A 17,564-nucleotide genomic window follows, 5' to 3' on the forward strand; every position below is an offset into this window, starting at 1 on the left:
TATTTCGGAAGCAAACTTCCGTTTCTAGTGCTTCAAAGGTAGTTATAGGAAATTTACTTCTGTTTTTCGAAAGCGTTAACCTAGATAGCTATATGAGCCACTTTTCGGGGGCTTATTTGAGCGAATAGCGGACGGTCGGGTAAACTCGTTTTTGGACAAAAACGAGTTAGAGCCGGAGGGCGGATCTGTAAAATGTATAGTGATAACAACATCCTGCTAAGCCGCAGAAACGGAGTTGATTGTTTGATAGCTACCAGTACAATTAAGTATTTAGGAGCCTCATCACATAATTGCATTCCCCAGCCTTTATTTCTATGTAGGGCTAAATAAACTAATCAGTGTTTAAGGCTAAAGAGAATGTGATTTTTCTGTCACTAACTTCTGCACTTAATTGCGCATCAATTGCTTTACTAAGCGTTTTAGCGATTGATAACCCCAATCCAAAGTTATCATTCGATGTTCTTGAAGTGTCTTTTTGCCATAAAGGGTCAAATAATTGGTCTATATCATTATCACTCAAAGGTTCAATAAGGGAGTTAGTAACTGACAAAAATAAAAGTTTTTCTTTTGAAATCATTGTCGAAACTAAAATTTTTGAATTTAGTGGGCTGTATTGTTTAGCGTTGTTAACTAAATTGCTAATAATTGATTCGAGGGCAAACAAGTTGCTTATAATTGCTGGTGCATTCTCATTCAACTCCAAATTTACACGCGATAAATCAGTGTTTTCTAAGACTCTGGTAATGACTTGATTTAAATCACAAGCATCTTGTTTGATTAGCTTACCATTACTGTATTTATGTAATAGCAATAAGTTCGACACGATATTTTTAAGCCGTAAACTTATTTTCAACGCTTCAGGCTTAAAATCCTCATTGAGCTCAATCTCATTTGGAAACCTGATAGCAACTTCTGCCATATTTATAAGTTCGGCAATGGGCGTTTTTATTTCATGGGCAATATCGGATGTAAGTCGCTTTTCCCTTAGGTAAAGTTGTCTATTCTCTTTAATAAAAGCATTTAAGCTTTCAACAATAGGCAAGAGCTCTTGAACTGGCTCTTGTATAAATATCTTAGAGCCTTCACTGGTAATACTTAACTGACTGATATCTTGGTTGAGTTTAATTAATGGCGCAAGTGATGTATCTATCGCCTTCCTGACAAATAATCGAATAAATACAATAACTGTAATTATGGTGACTATAAAAATAACGTCAATCAACCAAAGTACAAAATCAACTTCCTCAGAAGACGCTGCATAAGCTAAAGTCAGTGGCTCATCATTTGTTTTTTTATATGTGTCTACTGATGTATTGTCTTTTTCTTGTGGTATAAAACGACTATAAAACACCCGACCATCTCGGCCATCAGATAATTGTATAGGGAGTATTTTTGACTCGCCAATTTCTAAGCTTTCATATGGTAGGTTTTTAACTTCAAATAAATCTAAACTTTTTGAGCGGGTAAAAACACTTTCTTTGCTCCATAATTGAAAGTACTCAGGCTCTATTTCCCCTTCGAACTCGGGCAAAAACTCACTAGAAAAGTTAAACGAAAAACCTTCATTAGTTTTATGTACTAAGGTCATTAACATACCTGCTTTGGATTGCAGGCTGCGATCAAACTCATTATCTATCCAACTATCAACAGCAATGTCGGTTGCCAACAAAATGCATAAAACAAAGCTAGTTATAGTTACCGAAAGTGTAACAACTAATTTACTGCGAATAGATTTCATTATTGTCCTTGTACAATATAACCAAAACCACGTTTGGTCTGAATTGGCAGCTCCCCTCCTGCAACTCTTACTTTTTTGCGAGCAGATGATAAATGGGCTTCAATCGAGTTCTTTGATATCAAATCATATTGCCCTGCAAGGTAGGTACTTAGCTTTTCTGCACTAAACACTTTATTTTGATTGCTAAATAAACATTCGACAATTTTGTACTCGTTGGGTGTTAAGTCGATAACATTGTCAGCAACTTTTAGCAGTTTTAACTGTAAATTCAGTGCTAAATTATCAATAGTTATGATATCACTCATCATCTTCAATCCTCCACGGCGCATTAAATTTAGCAGTCGAGCGTGGAGCTCATCAAATGAAAAGGGTTTAGTCAGATAATCATCCGCTCCTGTTAAAAGCCCTAAAACACGGTCTTCAGGTTCTTGCTTAGCTGACAAAATTAAGACTTTAGAATCAAGCTGTTTGGTTCTTATGGTTTGCAATAAAGTAATACCATCGATACTCGGTAACATAATATCAAGTATTATAAGCTCATACTCACCTGTCATCGCCATACTCAGCCCTTGTGCACCATCACCGGTGTCATCAACCGCAAAGCCTAGATTTGCTAAGCCAATTCGTAAACTACGCCTTAGTGACGCTGAATCTTCAATTATTAATAACTTCATGTGTTACTCATTCACCTGAAATGCATCTTCATCATTAGGTTACGCCATATAGCTTAAGTTTTACTTAAGACTTGCTTAAGTTTCCATAGTTTAGCCAATATTAAGTTTAGACTCAGGATTTCTTAAGTTTCGGTTTTTAGTATTGCTGCAATTATTAAGATCGAGCACAACTATGACAGCAAATACTTCCGTTTTAAAACCCTTGTTGCGTTTTACTATTATATTGATATCAATCTTTATAACTTCCCGCATTGCTTTATTGTTTTGGCAACATTCAAGATTAAATGATGGTGATATTTGGCCGATCATATCAGGAGCAATCAGAATAGACTTAAGTAGCATTGGATACTTAGCAACTATTGGGGTTTTTATACTGATACTACATGTAGTTGCACGCCCTAAAACAGAGCTTTTCCAGCGTATTTTTACACTTTACGGTAGCTGCGTTGTAACTGTAGTTGTTATTGTTGAAGCATCAACACCTGCATTCATCAATCAATATGATGTAAGGCCTAACCGATTATATATTGAATACCTTGATTACCCACAAGAAGTCTTCTCAATGTTAGTGCATGGCCATCTTTTTGCAATGCTAAGTACATTGCTTTTGGCCTCGTTAACAAGCGTTTATAGCTATCGCCTTTTATGCAGAGCATTCACACAACCACCGTCACTGAAAAAAGCATCCAATTTACCCATTCTAATGGCTGCTTTAATAATCTGCTTATTTGCTGCTAGAGGTACATTAAATCACCGACCGCTTAACCCTGCATTAGTCTATTTTTCTCAAGATTCACTAGTAAACTCACTTGTTCTTAACTCCACTTACAGTGTTGCGTTTGCGCTGAAAAACATGGGTAACGAAAAAAGTGCCAGTAATTTGTATGGCACAATGCTTCGTCAACAAATTATAGATACGGTCAAAAAGGCTTCTTATCGAAAACAGTTTGTCGTTGGAAATATTCCAACCTTGGCGCACAACAAGCCTTTTGTGTCTGGTGTTAAAAAAAACTTAGTTATAATACTTGAGGAAAGTTTAGGTGCCCGATTTGTTGGAGAACTTGGTGGGTTAGATATTACGCCCGAACTTCATAAGCTATATCAACAAGGGTGGGGGTTTGACAACCTTTATGCTACGGGCACGCGCTCCGTAAGAGGTATTGAAGCAATTACTACAGGTTTTACACCATCACCATCTCGCTCAGTAGTTAAACTATCTAAATCGCAGCATAATTTTTTTTCACTAGCGGATGTATTCAGTCAAGAAGGTTACAAAACACAGTTTATCTACGGCGGTGAAAGCCATTTTGACAATATGAAAAGCTTTTTTCTAGGAAACGGGTTTAACGATATTGTTGACATCAACCATATTGATAATCCCCAATTTATCTCCTCTTGGGGGGTAAGTGATGAGGACTTATTCAATCAAGCAGATAAAGAACTGACTAAATTAAGTAATTCGACAGAGCCATTTTTTAGTCTTGTATTTACTTCTAGTAATCACGATCCGTTTGATATACCACAAGGCAAAGTATCGCTACCCAAAGGACATAACCCTGAAAACTATAAGCGTGATCTTGCAATTAAGTATGCCGATTACGCACTAGGTAAATTTATAAATAAAGCAAAAACACGGTCGTACTGGGAAAACACCGTATTTTTGGTTGTGGCAGACCATGATGTGCGTGTTTTTGGCTCTGAACCTGTCCCTTTGAAGTCTTTTCATATACCAGCTGTTATTTTAAACAGCGATATGAAAAGTAAACGCGATCCAAGACTCGTTAGTCAAATTGATCTACCTGTTACTTTGATGTCACTTTTAGGAATTGACCAAGCAACCCCTATGCTGGGCTTTGATCTGACTAAAAGTTATCCAGTTGAACGCGCAATGATGCAGTACTACGACAATTTTGCATACCTAGAAAATGATCGCGCTGTCATCCTAATGCCAAATCAACAAACCAGCTATTGGCGCTATAACAAACAAACCAAAATACAAGAAAAAAATGAACAGCTAAACGTTGATCAAACGTTGGCTGAAAAAGCACTAGCTCATGTGTTATTTAGCAACTTAGCTTACACCGAGCAGCTTTATCGTTTAGCTGATAAAAGTAGTGATAAGGAATAACTATGAAAATTGCTTTTAAAAGATTTTGTATTTCGTCTTGGCAAGTAAGTTACAGCCAATTTGTTTGCTTAGTTTCAATGTATATCGTTATCGCATTTAATGGCTTGTTTTTATACAAGACTTTTATGGCTGCAACACAGTCAGGGCATATAAATTGGCTTTTTATCGCGTCGGTCCCTTTATTGCTTTTCTCATTGACTGTTTTAGTTTTAAGTTGGTTGTCCTTAATTACTTTTGTTAAAGCTATACTTCTATTTAGTGTTTTAGTTTGCTCATTGTTGTTTTATTCAACACTTAATTATGGCGTTATTTTTGACAAGAGCATGTTACAAAATATTGTTGAAACAAATTCAGGTGAAGCATTTTCATACTTGAACTTTCAGCTTGTGTTATTTATTTTTTTATTGGGGATTGTACCTACTTACTTATTTTCCAAGTTCACAATTATTGGGAGTTTTAGAGTTCGTTTAAAAAGTTTTACGAAGCTAAATCTATCAGCTTTGCTCTGTTGTGCCTTAATCGCTGTACCCTTTTATAAAGAGTACGCTTCTGTTGGCCGCAACAACCGACAGCTAACAAGTTATATCACCCCGTTTGCATTCTATACAGCAAGTTATAAATACCTGAGGGATAATTACTTTTACCCACCATTACCTTTCAAGGTACTCGATAACTTGCCCACTTTAAAAAATAAAACGAGCACCTCGCTAACTGTAATGGTTGTCGGGGAAACAGCTCGGGCGGCTAACTTTTCACTACAAGGCTATAGTAGAGCAACGAATACTTATACTCCCAAGTTAGGCGTAAAGTATTTTAGTAATGTTTCATCGTGTGGAACGGCAACGGCTATTTCAGTCCCCTGTATGTTTTCACGACTGAACCGCAAAGAATATGATTCTCGGCTTGCTAGTAGTCAAGAAAATGCTCTAGACATTATTCAGCGTAGTGGTGTTGAAGTAACATGGATTGATAATAACAGCAGCTGTAAAGGAGTGTGTGCTCGCATCAAATCAGACAACATTGAGCCGAATAAAGAACATCCGTTATGTGATGGTCATTACTGTTTTGATGAAATATTAGTTACGAAACTAGCAGACAAGATAGCGACTAGTAACGCTAAACATAAATTGGTTGTTCTACATATGATAGGTTCACATGGACCAACTTATTATCGTCGTTATCCTGAACACGAAAGTTTGTTTAAACCTGATTGCTCTCGAAGCGATATTCAGAACTGTAGTACAACTGAACTAACAAACACATATGATAATACTATCGCATACACAGATAAGGTGTTAAGCCAGTTGATAAAAGTATTACAAGCAAGTAACGAAACAAAGAAGTCACTCCTATATGTGTCAGATCACGGTGAGTCACTTGGTGAGAAAGGTTTATACCTTCACGGGTTTCCATATGCATTAGCACCAAGCGAGCAAACCCATATTCCAATGATTTTTTGGAGTAATAAACTCGCTAACTCTAAATTTAATCATTGTATTGAGTTACAACGCTCAAAAGTATTTTCACACGACAATATTTTTGACACTTTACTTGGCTTAACTCAAGTAAGCAGCAGTCAATACCAACCTGAATACGATATTTTTAACGCCTGTAAGGCCCTAAGTCTATAAAGAGAGTTTCCAATGCAATTTGATAGTGCAAATAAGCCGTCAGGTATTAATCGAGTAGTTTTAGCTTTTAAAAATTCACAGCGTGCATTTAAATGGCTTGCTAAAAATGAAGCTGCTTTTAAACAAGAGCTTTTTTTACTCGCTTTATCGCTAATTATTATTTCGATTTGGCAGATAGGTATTTACGAAAAGGTCATGCTACTAATCTCTGTTTTATTTGTGATATTCGCAGAGGTTGTTAATACAGCAATAGAAGCAACAATAGACAGAGTTGGCTTAGAGATTCATCCATTGTCAGGTCTCGCTAAAGATTTAGGCTCCGCAGCAGTATTAATTGCGCTATTGATAAGTTCATTCGTCTGGATTTCTGTATTTATAAGCTATATTGGTTATTTTTAAAATTTATCCAATCTCAATGATCGCTTATCGCTCATTTGCGACCGTCGCCTAAACTCGTTTTGGGGCAAAACCAATTTGCAAAATATGCAATTTGCTAACTCGAAAAGGGTATGTTCTTAGTTTAAAACCATCTAGGATGGTTGCGATCGATTTTTTCTCAGTATCACAATTTTCTCCGCGCGAGCGAAACTGCTATAGCAACGCTACTCTAATCGCTTTACTTAGACCATTAACTCCCATAATTGTGAGCATTCTTCTGAAGTTGTAAGCCAGAACATGAAGACTTATTTCTGTACTCACGCTTTTTAAACCTCGTGTTAGTAAGTGGGTAGCTCCCATCCAGAGTTTTATTGTGCCAAAGGGGTGCTCAACAGTTTGCTTGCGATAAAGCATCAATTCAGGTTCATTCTTTAGCTTTTGAAGCATTTCTTCTGTCAGAATCTCATGCACCCACCGCCTTATTCGCCTAGGGTCTTTTTTAGAGTTAGTGCACTGACTTCTTATTTTACAATCTCGACAAGCAATGTGATTGAAGTAAACATCAAGGTATTTACCTTGCTCAAATACCTGCATTCGATTTTGAAGTTCATTACCAGCGGGGCATAAGTAAATATCTTTATTTGCATCGTATTTGAAGAGTGAGCGGTTAAATATCCCTTTCTTTTCAGAGGACGATGTATCCGTCTTGGGCATGATTGGCTCTGCACCCAAATCGATAGTATCTTTTATATCGGGCTGGCTGAAGTAACCTTTATCTGCTAATACCCTTATATCTTCCTTGCGCAATGCTTTTTGTGCGAGTTTTGTCATTGACGCAAGCTGGCCTCTATCTGGCACGTTGGTCACCTCATGCGCCACTATAAGGTGGTGCTTGGTATCAACCGCACTTTGCACGTTATAACTCACAACTCTTGTAAAACCTTGAGTTTTCATTAAACGTGAATCAGGATCAGTAGTGGATATTTGCTTGTCAGGATGAGCTTCAACTTGTTCTTTAATCTCGTGTAGTTTTTTTAACTGGCTGCGAAAGTCAGCTAGCCTATCTTTTGTGGCTTTAATTTTTGTGACGTTAGCTTGCTCTTTATCGGCTTCATCAAGTAATTCAAGGTAACGTTCAATGTTCTTTTCGACTCGGTCGATGTGGAATTTAACTTTGCTTGGCGTAAAATTATTGCCTTTGTTGTTGCTAGCTTTAAACTTACTACCATCGATGGCAACAACTGGTTTCTCAAACATATTCAGACGACGGCAGACTTCAACAAACGTTTTGCACACATTTTTTATACCATCTCCGTTGTCTTTTCTAAAATCAGCAATCGTTTTAAAGTCGGGTGCCAACTTACCAAGTAGCCACATCAGTTCAATATTGCGTTGGCATTCGGTTTCTAATCGGCGGGATGATTGAATACGGTTGAGGTAACCATAAAGATACAGTTTTAATAATGTGGCTGGATGATACTTAGGGCGGCCTGTGGACTTTAAAGTTAATCCTTTAAACCCCAATTCAGCTAGATTTAGTTCCTCAATGAAAACATCAATCACTCTGACCGTATTATCTTCACTGACGTAATCTTCCAACGATTCTGGAAATAACGTTGATTGGTCACGACTTTCACCGCTTATAAACTTTGACATACTGCCTCAACCCTCAACTGAATCAATAGTCTAATTATATAAATATCAGTATATTAAGTGAACTAAATGTATAGATTAATAGATCATAAGCAGAACATACTTAGACCAAAAGGTGATCAGAGTTTTCACACAGTCTGTGCCATAAGCCGACCTTGAGACACATAGAGATTAAGACTGCAAAGATACGAAAGCGGAAGTTAGCTTTGGCCTGTTTAACGACAAATATTCCGACAAAGCAGTCATGACTATTAGTTTATTGTTAAATCTAATCTTTCTTTTCGTTCATCTACTCAATAACCCCACGCTAAACGTGACTTTAGCGTGGGGTTAGAGTTCACAGTAATTTTATCTGGATAGCTCTTTTATTTTTTTCTCTGAAAACCAGCGATATAAAACAGGTAAAACAAATAATGTTAACAGTGTTGCAGTTACCAAGCCGCCAACAATAACACTCGCTAATGGGCGCTGTATTTCTGCACCAACACCATTAGACATTAACATCGGTATCAAACCTAAAGCTGATGTTATAGCAGTCATAAGTACAGGTCTTAATCTTGAAGTAGCGCCTTCAAAAACGGCTTTAGATGCTTCTAGACCGTCTTTAATACGTTGGTTGATACTTTCTACCATAACGACCCCATTCAATACCGCTACACCAAATAAGGTAATAAAGCCAACGGAGCTTGGTACAGACAAGTATTGTCCAGATAAATATAAGGAGAAAACTCCGCCAATTACAGCAAGCGGCACGTTGACCAATATCAGCATAGCTTGACCAACAGAACCAAAGGCAAAGTAAAGTAGTAGTGCGATTAGTGCTAACGATAAAGGTACAACTATAGCTAACCTATTTTGAGCACGTTTTTGACTTTCGAACTGGCCGCCAATCGAAACAGAATAACCTGAAGGTAAGTCAACCTTTTCAGCAATTACCGTTCTGATATCGGCAACCACGCTTCCCATATCTCGATTTTGTACATTTGCTTGGATAACGACTCTTCGTTGTACATCATCGCGTCTAACTTGTGGTGGGCCTGACTCAAATGAGACTGAGGCTACGTCACCCAGTCGCACCCAAGCACCAGTAGGTGATTGAAGCCGAATATCAGCAATAGCTTCTTTGTTACTTCGGTACTCTTCCTCTATGCGAACGTAAATATCATAACGTTCATTACCATTGATTATTTGTCCGGCTGCAACACCACCAATACCATCACGCACAACCTCCATTATGTCACTCACAGACAATCCAAAGCGTGATAGTTCTTGCCTGTTAGGACTTATCACCAATTGCGCTTCACCAGCAATTTGCTCCAATGCAACATCCCTTGCACCTTCAATGTTTTTAATTGCTGTTTCTATTTCTTGACCTTTAGCCGCCAGTACCTCAAGTTCAGGCCCAAACAACTTTATCGCCAACTGAGCCTTAACACCAGATAGTAGCTCATCGACACGAGTCGCAATAGGTTGAGAAAAGTTGAGTAGCAACCCAGGGAATTCTTCTAGAGATCTCTCCATTTTTCCTTGAAGTTCATATCGATTAGATGCACTGGTCCACTCAGAAACAGGCTTCAACCCTATGTAAATTTCGATGTTATTCACTGGCTCTGGGTCTCCACCTATTTCTGCTCGACCAATTCGGCTTAATGCATAGGTTACTTCAGGAAAAGCCATTAGTTTTTCTTCTAGAATTGGTGCCACAGTGAGCGCGGTATCTAAACTGGAAGAAGGTGCAAGCGTTGCTCTTAAGTTTATCGTCCCTTCTTCTAACTCAGGTACAAATTCAGTACCAATTAATGGAACTAATGCAAAGGCAGAGAAAACTAATATAAGTGCGGCTGAAATGACTAATTTGGTGCGTTTTAGTGCGAATGTAAGCCCTTTTCTGTAGAGTTTGTCTAATGGCCTAAGAACAAAGCTTTCCCTCTCTTTTACACCTGACTTAAATAAATAAGTAGCTAAAGCGGGTACAAAAAACAACGCAACCACAATAGCAGATATAACAGCTAAAATGATGCTTATTGCCATAGGTTGAAATAACTTTGCCTCAACACCTTCAAAGCTAAATAAAGGCGTAAATACAACTAAAATAATAGAAGCTGCAAAAAATACGGGACGAGCCACTTCTTTACCCGCATTTTGAAGACGTAGCTTAATACCATGCTCATCTTGTTCTACATCATGTGGATCAGTATCAGCACTAGGCACTCTTTCTTTTACAGTTTTTAAATGGGTAGAGTCTGGTCTATTTAAATGCTTAAACATGTTTTCAACCATCACGACTGAACCATCAACTAGCATACCAATGGCTACGGCAATGCCACCCAATGACATAAGGTTTGCAGAAATGCCCCACCAAGCCATGATCATTAACGCGATACCAATTGAAATTGGAATAGATATTAGGACAAGGAAGGTTGCACGTATATTCATTAAAAATAGTGCTAATACAATACAGATGAAAATAAATGCTAGTAATAGTGCATCAACTACTGTATCAACGGCTTTTTCAATCAAATCAGCCTGATCATAAAATGGTTCAAAGCGAACACCTTTAGGCAATGCTTGATTAATCAATGGGATTCTTGCATTGATACCATCAATGGTGGCTTTAGTATTAGACCCCATGCGTTTTAAGACAATGCCAGAGACAACTTCACCTAAATTTTCGACTTTACCGTCTTCGGTTTTGCGCGTCATTGTGACAGCACCTTGACGAATTTCACTGCCCATTTCAACTTTAGCAATATCCGAAACCGTCACAACTGTCCCATCAACTGTTTTGACGGGAACTTGTTTGATATTACTAATACCAGCGTCACCACTTTCAAACCAACCTGCACCTCTAATAACAAGCTGCTCTTGCCCACGGTTCATATACCATCCGCCAACATTGGCATTGTTGTTATCTAGGGCACCAACAACGTCTTCTTGCGTTAGGTTATAAGAAAGAAGCTTAGATGGATCTACATTTACTTGGTACTGCCTAACAATACCTCCAAAGGAGAGTACATCAGTAACACCATCGACAGGCATAACGAGTAATTTTACTACCCAATCATTGAGACTCCTGAGTGCCATAGCATCATAGCCTGCATCTTTATCTGAAATAAGAAGGTACTGAAATACTTGGCCTAGCCCTGAGGTGTTTGGCCCCATTTCGGGTGTGCCGACACCTTCTGGTATCAGTTCTTTTGCGGCTTGAAGACGCTCAAATACGAGTTGTCTTGCAAAGTAAATGTCGGTGCCTTCTTTGAAAACAACCGTGACGCCAGACAAGCCTGTTTTAGAAATTGAGCGCACTTGTTCTACATCAGGTAAGGCATACATGACCGCTTCAATGGGGTACGTAATGAGTTGTTCAACTTCTTCAGCAGCTAGTCCTGGCGCTTCAGTATTTACAGCAACTTGAACATTAGTAACATCAGGAAAGGCATCTAAATTTAGTTTTGGTATAACCATAATTGCGCCGACAATTGTGGCAAACAGCGCAATCAAAATCAGGAGTCTATTATTAACAGACCAATCTATTATTTTATTAAACATAGTCTTACTCCTTAGTGGTTATGCGGATCAAATCCGCCTTTAGCGATTTCAGAAGCAACAAAAAATGCGCCTTTGGTTACAATTCGCGTCCCAATATCAAGGCCAATGATTTCCCTAAAATCACCTAAGGCTCGGCCTAGTTCTACTTCTACAGCTTTATATTCTCCAGGGTGGTCTTCGACAAATACGGTCCAATCACCATCTGCGCTGCGGATCAATGCTTCTTCTGGCACAGCCATCACTTTCTGCTTTGTGGCAAACTGAAAGTAAACTTTTACAAACATACCTGAATGAAGGTTATCATCAGCATTCTGTACCCCCAATCTAATAATTCTTGTACGAGTTACGGGATCAATTGTATGGGCTTCTTGGATAACTTTGGCATTGTAACTCTGGCCTTCTAATTTAAGTACCGCAGGAGAATCAATTGATAAATTTAGCTTTTTATTTGGAGAAACTTTTGCTTCAACCCATAGTTGTTTTTCATCAGCTAACAACATGACTGAATCCCCAGCATCAACACGTTGCCCTTGGATAAAGTCGTCTTGAAGCACGACACCTTCACGGTGCGCCGTTAATGCATATTGTCCAAATGCTTTAATGTCTTTGTTAGAAATACCATTTATTGCTTTTTCAGTTAACCCTAAAGCAATGAGCTTGCCATAGCTCGCATTGTATGTTGTTTCAGCTTGTAATAATCGACTTTCACTCACCGTCTTATTACCCAGCTTTTTTACACGTTGCCATTCGGTTGAAGCGATTAAATAGTCAGCTTGTGCTTGTGCCATTGCTTCACTAAATAATGTAACTAACTTCTGACCTATTTCTACATACTCGCCAAGCGCTGCATGGCGACTGATAATGACTGACTCTGTACGTGGTGATACCACATAACTTTTATAGCCATTAGCTTTTATTTCGCCAGGTGCATATACGGAGCTAAATTGATATTCAGGCTTAACACTTTCCACTTTAATGTTAGCAAGCGACATCTTCTTTGGATCAATAGTGATACCTTCTTCATGTTCTTCTTCTCCCTCTCTATTACCACCTTCATGGCCGTGCTCGTCATGGTCACCTTTATCTTCTTCATGTCCCTTTTCGTGTTCATGCTCATCTTGATGTTCTTTTTCTTCTTGTTTCGAAACGTTTTTGACAGAACCAGTTCCATCTGACGACTGTGCAAAAGCATCATGATTTGTAGTAAACCCAACTAACAGGCTGCTAATTACTACGGCTAAAAATTTTTTACTAATTACTGTATTCATTTTTGTAACCTATATTTTTAATAAATTTAAGATTTCGTTTTTCGCTACTGAAAAAACAAAGCGCTCAAATCTCAAATTTGGATAACTGACCCATACTTAAAATGAAGGATATTTCTGCAAGCTTGAATTGATTTTCCAAACGTATTCCTGCATGAAGCCCTTCCGCACGTTGATTTAATGCGAGTAAATAATCAGAAGTGTTTATGTCACCAGCTTGCCAGCGCTTATTTAATAAATTTGCGCTGCTAGCCAACCTACCTTGGGTGAGCTTTTGCCATTGCTCGTAGTATTTTCTACTGACATTAAGCGATTCATAATTAGCTTTTGCTTCAAAAGACTGCTTTCGATATACCGACTGAAAATTCGCCTCGGCTGCAATGGCTTCTGAATAAGCGGCTTTAACATTATCTGTATAGTTATTTCTGATGTTTAAAGGCATTGAAAAAGTCACACCAACCAAGTCTTCATCTCCACTTTTCCCTGCGCTAACGCCAATGGTTGGATTAGCTTTAGATTCCATAGTGGTTAGTTGAGCTTTAGATTGTTGTCCCTTCCATTTCGCTCTAGCAAGTTTAACTTTTGGATGTTCCTCAACCCACTGGGAGTTAAATGAGTAGCTTGTTGCTCCAAAAGTAAATGAAAACAAATTGGTAGTATTAGGCGTCCAATCAGGTAATAACTCCTGAACCTTTACCTCTGCATTTTTCAAAGCAATTTGAGACTCAGATATTTCACTAAAAATTTGCGACAAGTTTAAATAGACTAGCTCAGCGTCAAGTGGCTCTAGAAGTCCAGCTTTTCGTTTGTCTTCAACAATTCCAACGAGCGTTTGCAATTGCTCTTCTCTTTCTGAAAGTAACTGAGCAGCTTTTTTTGCTGCTTGCCAATTAACTAATGCAGTTAAGGCATTAGCCTTTTTAGAATCGAGTAGAGATAACAATTGTTGCTGGTTTGCATAAACATCAATTTCACCAATGGTTTTATTTGTTGATTGCTTATCCCAAAAATCTATCGTTTGACTGATACCAATAGAGTAATTATCAAAATCACCTTCTTTTTCATAGCTTGCTTCAAGCTCTGGGTTATATACGGCTTGAGTTAAGCTTTTGGCTCTATGATTACTTGCATTAAGTAACTCTTTAGCCGCAACAACTTCGGGATCTTTATTTATTTGACTATCTAGCCATGAAATACTTTTCTGTTTGCCATAAGTGGCAACTGAAAAACTCACAGCCATGCATAAAGACAGGGTTAAACCTGCATTTTTTAAAAATATATACATAAAACTTCTTAATTTTTTAATTTATAAACACGAACCCTTTATCCTTCTCATGGACAAATAGGTCATTAAAAATCAATCTAATTAAGAAATGGGTGGGCGAAGTATCGCTTCAAGGTAAGTATTTGTTTGATCAATTTGATAAGGCGTTTTATTGATAATGTTTAGTTTGCCCGTGGTATTTGAATTACTGACTAAAATCCAAGATAAGTGGCTGCCACTGCAATGACCGCAGTGATGACAATCTTTTTCATTATGCTGCTCATCACCTACATTATCATTTGAGACATTTCGATCATCTGCATGATCATGTTGAGTTTGAAGGTGCTCTATATCTATTTGGTGATTCTCAGATGTTGAGGATGCTACAGCAGTTAACGATTGTAAAACAATCGAAATAACCAAGAGCATTTTTAGTACAACATTAAGGTTCAAAGTTATCACCAGTTAAATATAGTATTTAAAATACTAGCAGAAACTATTTTCTTAAACTAGCTTTTCAATTCAGTTTCCACGCTTTTACATTAAATAATTTTTTTATTTGACTCTATAGCCACTATAGATTTTATACTTATTTTAATATTATTACGGAATGTTAAATATGTCAGAAAAATGTAGTGGTCAGTGTCAATCATCTTCTACCAATGAAGATGTAAAAATTGATACACAATTAGATAACTATAGTGGCGCGTTTGTCAGTACATTTAAAGTACCTCAAATGGACTGTCCTTCAGAAGAGAGATTGATTAGGTTAGCACTTGACTCAATTGAGCCTTCAGTTGGGTTGCAATTTGATATTCCTAGCAGTTTAGTCAAGGTTTTTCATGATGAAAATTTAGATGAGATAACAAAAAAATTACAACAACTCAATCTCGGTGCAGAGTTGGCATCAACTAAAGAAAGTTGCAGCACCGAAGCTGCAAAAGCAAAAGATCTAGCCCAAAAAAATGAGATGAAAGAAGCATCAACGCTAAAATGGTTGTTAGCCATTAATGGAGTCATGTTTTTTATAGAAGTAATTGCTGGGATTATTGCGCAATCTGCTGGCCTTATTGCCGACTCATTAGATATGTTTGCTGATGCTGCTGTTTATGGTTTAGCTATATATGCTGTCGGTAAAAGCATAAGCATGAAACTTAGAGCGGCACATATATCTGGTGTACTTCAAATTATTCTAGCGCTAGGTGCTTTGAGTGAAGTCGTAAGACGCTTTATTTACGGTAGTGAACCTATCTCTTCTTTAATGATGATATTTGGTGGAATAGCACTAATCGCTAACATTGCTTGTCTGTTTTTAATATTTGGCAACAAAGAAGACGGCGCTCATATGAAAGCGAGTTGGATTTTTTCCGCAAATGACGTAATCGCAAACGTAGGTGTAATCTTAGCTGGCTTATTAGTTACAGTAACTAGCAGCCGTTATCCAGATTTAGTGATTGGTTTGATAATTGCTCTTGTCGTTTTAAACGGTGCTCGCCGCATCTTACAGCTAAAGTATTAAGCAGAGAAATGAAAATAATGCACTCATCGTATATCAAATCAAATATATCATACGTGATAATGATTTTAATCGCGGTGCAGTCTGTGTTTTTTTCGCTAGAAGAGCTTGAAATAAACTTAAGTGAAAGTTCTTTTAGTTCATCACTAACTAAGTCTATTACCCCGCTAAAAGCTCCAGAAGACTCCAATATGCTTGAGGTGAATAATAGCAACTCTTCAATTGATAATTTTAATTTTTGTTGCTGTTGTCACTTATTTTTAAATGCTGATTCTTCCTGTAACATTTTCCAAGCAACAGATCACTTCCTTACCTACGCCTTAGTTTCTCCTGAGCTAAAAGGCTATATCTCGGTGCCATTCCGCCCACCTAAATACGCCTAAATTTTATAGAAAATTAAGAAAGGTCAAATGTTAATGACCTAAATATCACATATAAATTTATAGGAAAGTATACATGGCACTTAATACCTGTGTGCATCGCAAGATAGCAATTTTAAGGTGTGTAACACCTCGGCTTAAATATATCGCGTTTCTCGCTTTGTCACTTTTTACATTTAATGTTTATGCCTTTGAGAAGCAGTTAAACCTTCAAGAGGCAATTCAGTGGACGCTTAAACAAAATCCAGAACTTAAAATATTTGATTTCAAGCAAACGGCATTAATTGGACGAGAACAAATCGCAAGTTTAAATCCTGCTTATGAACTAGAGCTTGAAGCTGAGAACTTTGCAGGCTCAGGTGAATTTAATACATTCGACAGTGCTGAATTAACAGTCGCTCTATCTTCGGTTATCGAAATGGGAGATAAACGCTCAGCGCGGATTGGAATTGTTTCAAAATCAAGAACACTACTCACTGCTGAAAAAGAAGTCTCTGCGCTTAATTTAATGGCTCAAGTCACTGAGAAGTACGTGGAAGTACTTGCAGCCCAACAAAGAGTTATATTGGCAGAAAATGCTTTGAGCTTAGCACAAGAAACCTTAGAGATTGTATCTCAGCGTAACCGCGCAGGTGCTACTCCTGAGGCTGAAGTGAAACGCTCAAAAGCAGTCATTGCTCAGGCTAACCTCACCCTTCAATCTGAACAAAAGCGCTTGGAATATCTAAAGCTTTCTTTATCAGCTTACTGGGGAGAAACATCAGTGTCATTCTCTAGAGTAACTGGAGATCTGTTTCAGTTTGGCAATGATAGTGATTTTAGTAGTCTCTTTGCGAAATTAGAGAAAAACCCTGCTATTCAAGTTTATGCAAGTGAGCAGCGACTAAAAGAGGCCGAGTTACAGTTGGCTAAAACAGAGTCAACGGCCAATATCAAATGGTCTGTTGGTGTTAGGCGCTCTCAAGAAGCCAATGATACGGCACTGGTCGCTGGCTTTAGCTTACCTTTGTTTGCTGAAAAGCGAAATTCTGGCGCAATCGCTAGTGCGCTAGCAGAGCGTGACCAAGTTGCCATAGAGAAAGAGGCGACTAAGTTAAGATTTAGAAATCACTTACTACGAGCATACTCCAATAGAAAACAAGCCATATTAACAGCTAATTCATTAAAGCAGTCGGTTATCCCAATGCTTGAAGATGCACTGGAAGATACTCAAGACGCCTATCAAAAAGGTCGATATGGATATCTTGATTATGTATCGGCTAGACAAGAGCTGTTAAATGCTCGGCGAACCCTTATTGACGCGGCATCTGCTGCCCTAATTTATGGCGCAGAGATAGAAAAACTAACAAACGAAGCGCTGTCACTCTAAATAAACATCACTTTAAGTT

At 38.0% G+C, this 17,564-nt stretch carries 13 protein-coding genes; 6 read left to right on the forward strand and 7 right to left on the reverse strand.

Features of this window, described 5'->3' with window-relative positions:
• Positions 1-331 precede the first annotated feature (331 nt).
• Together ACNSN3_RS10945 and ACNSN3_RS10950 are read right to left on the reverse strand one after the other, a co-directional pair.
• Entirely contained in the window at positions 332-1,738 is a 1,407-nt protein-coding gene (locus ACNSN3_RS10945; protein ID WP_418607329.1) for a sensor histidine kinase, read from the reverse strand.
• Complete coding sequence (locus tag ACNSN3_RS10950) at positions 1,738-2,412, reverse strand: response regulator transcription factor (RefSeq protein ID WP_058429029.1); 675 nt, start codon at positions 2,410-2,412, stop codon at positions 1,738-1,740. Before ACNSN3_RS10950 ends, ACNSN3_RS10945 begins: the two co-directional genes overlap by 1 nt.
• Positions 2,413-2,584: 172 nt before the next feature.
• On the opposite strand from ACNSN3_RS10950, the gene ACNSN3_RS10955 reads away from it, so the two are divergent.
• Genes ACNSN3_RS10955 through ACNSN3_RS10965 form a run of 3 tightly spaced genes read left to right on the forward strand, consistent with a single transcriptional unit; the run spans position 2,585 to position 6,570 of the window.
• The gene (locus tag ACNSN3_RS10955; protein ID WP_418607332.1) at positions 2,585-4,540 is read left to right on the forward strand and encodes an LTA synthase family protein; all 1,956 of its coding nucleotides are present in this window, start codon (positions 2,585-2,587) and stop codon (positions 4,538-4,540) included.
• Between the two features lie 2 nt (positions 4,541-4,542).
• The gene (locus ACNSN3_RS10960; protein ID WP_418607334.1) at positions 4,543-6,171 is read left to right on the forward strand and encodes a phosphoethanolamine transferase; all 1,629 of its coding nucleotides are present in this window, start codon (positions 4,543-4,545) and stop codon (positions 6,169-6,171) included.
• 12 nt (positions 6,172-6,183) lie between these two features.
• Positions 6,184-6,570, forward strand: a complete 387-nt coding sequence (locus ACNSN3_RS10965) for a diacylglycerol kinase (protein ID WP_024599461.1) — start codon at positions 6,184-6,186, stop codon at positions 6,568-6,570.
• Between the two features lie 192 nt (positions 6,571-6,762).
• Here the strand turns inward: ACNSN3_RS10965 and ACNSN3_RS10970 are convergent, their stop codons facing one another.
• The 5 genes from ACNSN3_RS10970 to ACNSN3_RS10990 all read right to left on the reverse strand — a co-directional run bounded on the left by ACNSN3_RS10970 (position 6,763) and on the right by ACNSN3_RS10990 (position 14,733).
• On the reverse strand, positions 6,763-8,205 hold the full coding sequence (locus ACNSN3_RS10970; protein ID WP_418607335.1) for an IS1182 family transposase: 1,443 nt from the start codon (positions 8,203-8,205) through the stop codon (positions 6,763-6,765).
• Between the two features lie 345 nt (positions 8,206-8,550).
• Positions 8,551-11,751 (reverse strand): efflux RND transporter permease subunit, encoded by a 3,201-nt coding sequence (locus tag ACNSN3_RS10975; protein ID WP_055018868.1) that lies wholly within the window; start codon positions 11,749-11,751, stop codon positions 8,551-8,553.
• A gap of 11 nt (positions 11,752-11,762) precedes the next feature.
• The gene (locus tag ACNSN3_RS10980) at positions 11,763-13,019 is read right to left on the reverse strand and encodes an efflux RND transporter periplasmic adaptor subunit (RefSeq protein WP_418607337.1); all 1,257 of its coding nucleotides are present in this window, start codon (positions 13,017-13,019) and stop codon (positions 11,763-11,765) included.
• A gap of 64 nt (positions 13,020-13,083) precedes the next feature.
• Positions 13,084-14,301: a TolC family protein gene (locus tag ACNSN3_RS10985; RefSeq protein WP_024032672.1), complete on the reverse strand. Its 1,218-nt coding sequence runs from the start codon at positions 14,299-14,301 to the stop codon at positions 13,084-13,086.
• Positions 14,302-14,382: 81 nt separating this feature from the next.
• A complete protein-coding gene (locus tag ACNSN3_RS10990; RefSeq protein ID WP_010557528.1) occupies positions 14,383-14,733 on the reverse strand; it encodes a hypothetical protein in 351 nt (116 codons plus the stop codon).
• Between the two features lie 166 nt (positions 14,734-14,899).
• Between ACNSN3_RS10990 and ACNSN3_RS10995 the strand changes: the two genes are divergently transcribed.
• The 3 genes from ACNSN3_RS10995 (at position 14,900) to ACNSN3_RS11005 (ending at position 17,545) form a co-directional block, all read left to right on the forward strand.
• Positions 14,900-15,799, forward strand: coding sequence for a cation transporter (locus tag ACNSN3_RS10995; RefSeq protein WP_076920335.1), 900 nt, complete (start codon positions 14,900-14,902; stop codon positions 15,797-15,799).
• A gap of 8 nt (positions 15,800-15,807) precedes the next feature.
• On the forward strand, positions 15,808-16,179 hold the full coding sequence (locus ACNSN3_RS11000; RefSeq protein ID WP_418607339.1) for a hypothetical protein: 372 nt from the start codon (positions 15,808-15,810) through the stop codon (positions 16,177-16,179).
• A 73-nt stretch (positions 16,180-16,252) separates the two neighbouring features.
• Entirely contained in the window at positions 16,253-17,545 is a 1,293-nt protein-coding gene (locus tag ACNSN3_RS11005) for a TolC family protein (protein WP_002962255.1), read from the forward strand.
• The last annotated feature ends 19 nt before the right edge of the window (positions 17,546-17,564 follow it).

It is taken from the genome of Pseudoalteromonas sp. US3C1004 (assembly GCF_048401065.1).
GTDB lineage: Bacteria > Pseudomonadota > Gammaproteobacteria > Enterobacterales > Alteromonadaceae > Pseudoalteromonas > Pseudoalteromonas undina.

Excerpts from the sequence above, each read along its gene's own strand:
- ACNSN3_RS10965 (WP_024599461.1), top strand. The coding sequence starts at position 6,184 with ATGCAATTTGATAGTGCAAATAAGCCGTCAGGTATTAATCGAGTAGTT.
- ACNSN3_RS10975 (WP_055018868.1), bottom strand. The coding sequence starts at position 11,751 with ATGTTTAATAAAATAATAGATTGGTCTGTTAATAATAGACTCCTGATT.
- ACNSN3_RS10995 (WP_076920335.1), top strand. The coding sequence starts at position 14,900 with ATGTCAGAAAAATGTAGTGGTCAGTGTCAATCATCTTCTACCAATGAA.
- ACNSN3_RS10950 (WP_058429029.1), bottom strand. The coding sequence starts at position 2,412 with ATGAAGTTATTAATAATTGAAGATTCAGCGTCACTAAGGCGTAGTTTA.
- ACNSN3_RS10985 (WP_024032672.1), bottom strand. The coding sequence starts at position 14,301 with ATGTATATATTTTTAAAAAATGCAGGTTTAACCCTGTCTTTATGCATG.
- ACNSN3_RS11000 (WP_418607339.1), top strand. The coding sequence starts at position 15,808 with ATGAAAATAATGCACTCATCGTATATCAAATCAAATATATCATACGTG.
- ACNSN3_RS10945 (WP_418607329.1), bottom strand. The coding sequence starts at position 1,738 with ATGAAATCTATTCGCAGTAAATTAGTTGTTACACTTTCGGTAACTATA.
- ACNSN3_RS11005 (WP_002962255.1), top strand. The coding sequence starts at position 16,253 with ATGGCACTTAATACCTGTGTGCATCGCAAGATAGCAATTTTAAGGTGT.
- ACNSN3_RS10970 (WP_418607335.1), bottom strand. The coding sequence starts at position 8,205 with ATGTCAAAGTTTATAAGCGGTGAAAGTCGTGACCAATCAACGTTATTT.
- ACNSN3_RS10960 (WP_418607334.1), top strand. The coding sequence starts at position 4,543 with ATGAAAATTGCTTTTAAAAGATTTTGTATTTCGTCTTGGCAAGTAAGT.
- ACNSN3_RS10980 (WP_418607337.1), bottom strand. The coding sequence starts at position 13,019 with ATGAATACAGTAATTAGTAAAAAATTTTTAGCCGTAGTAATTAGCAGC.
- ACNSN3_RS10955 (WP_418607332.1), top strand. The coding sequence starts at position 2,585 with ATGACAGCAAATACTTCCGTTTTAAAACCCTTGTTGCGTTTTACTATT.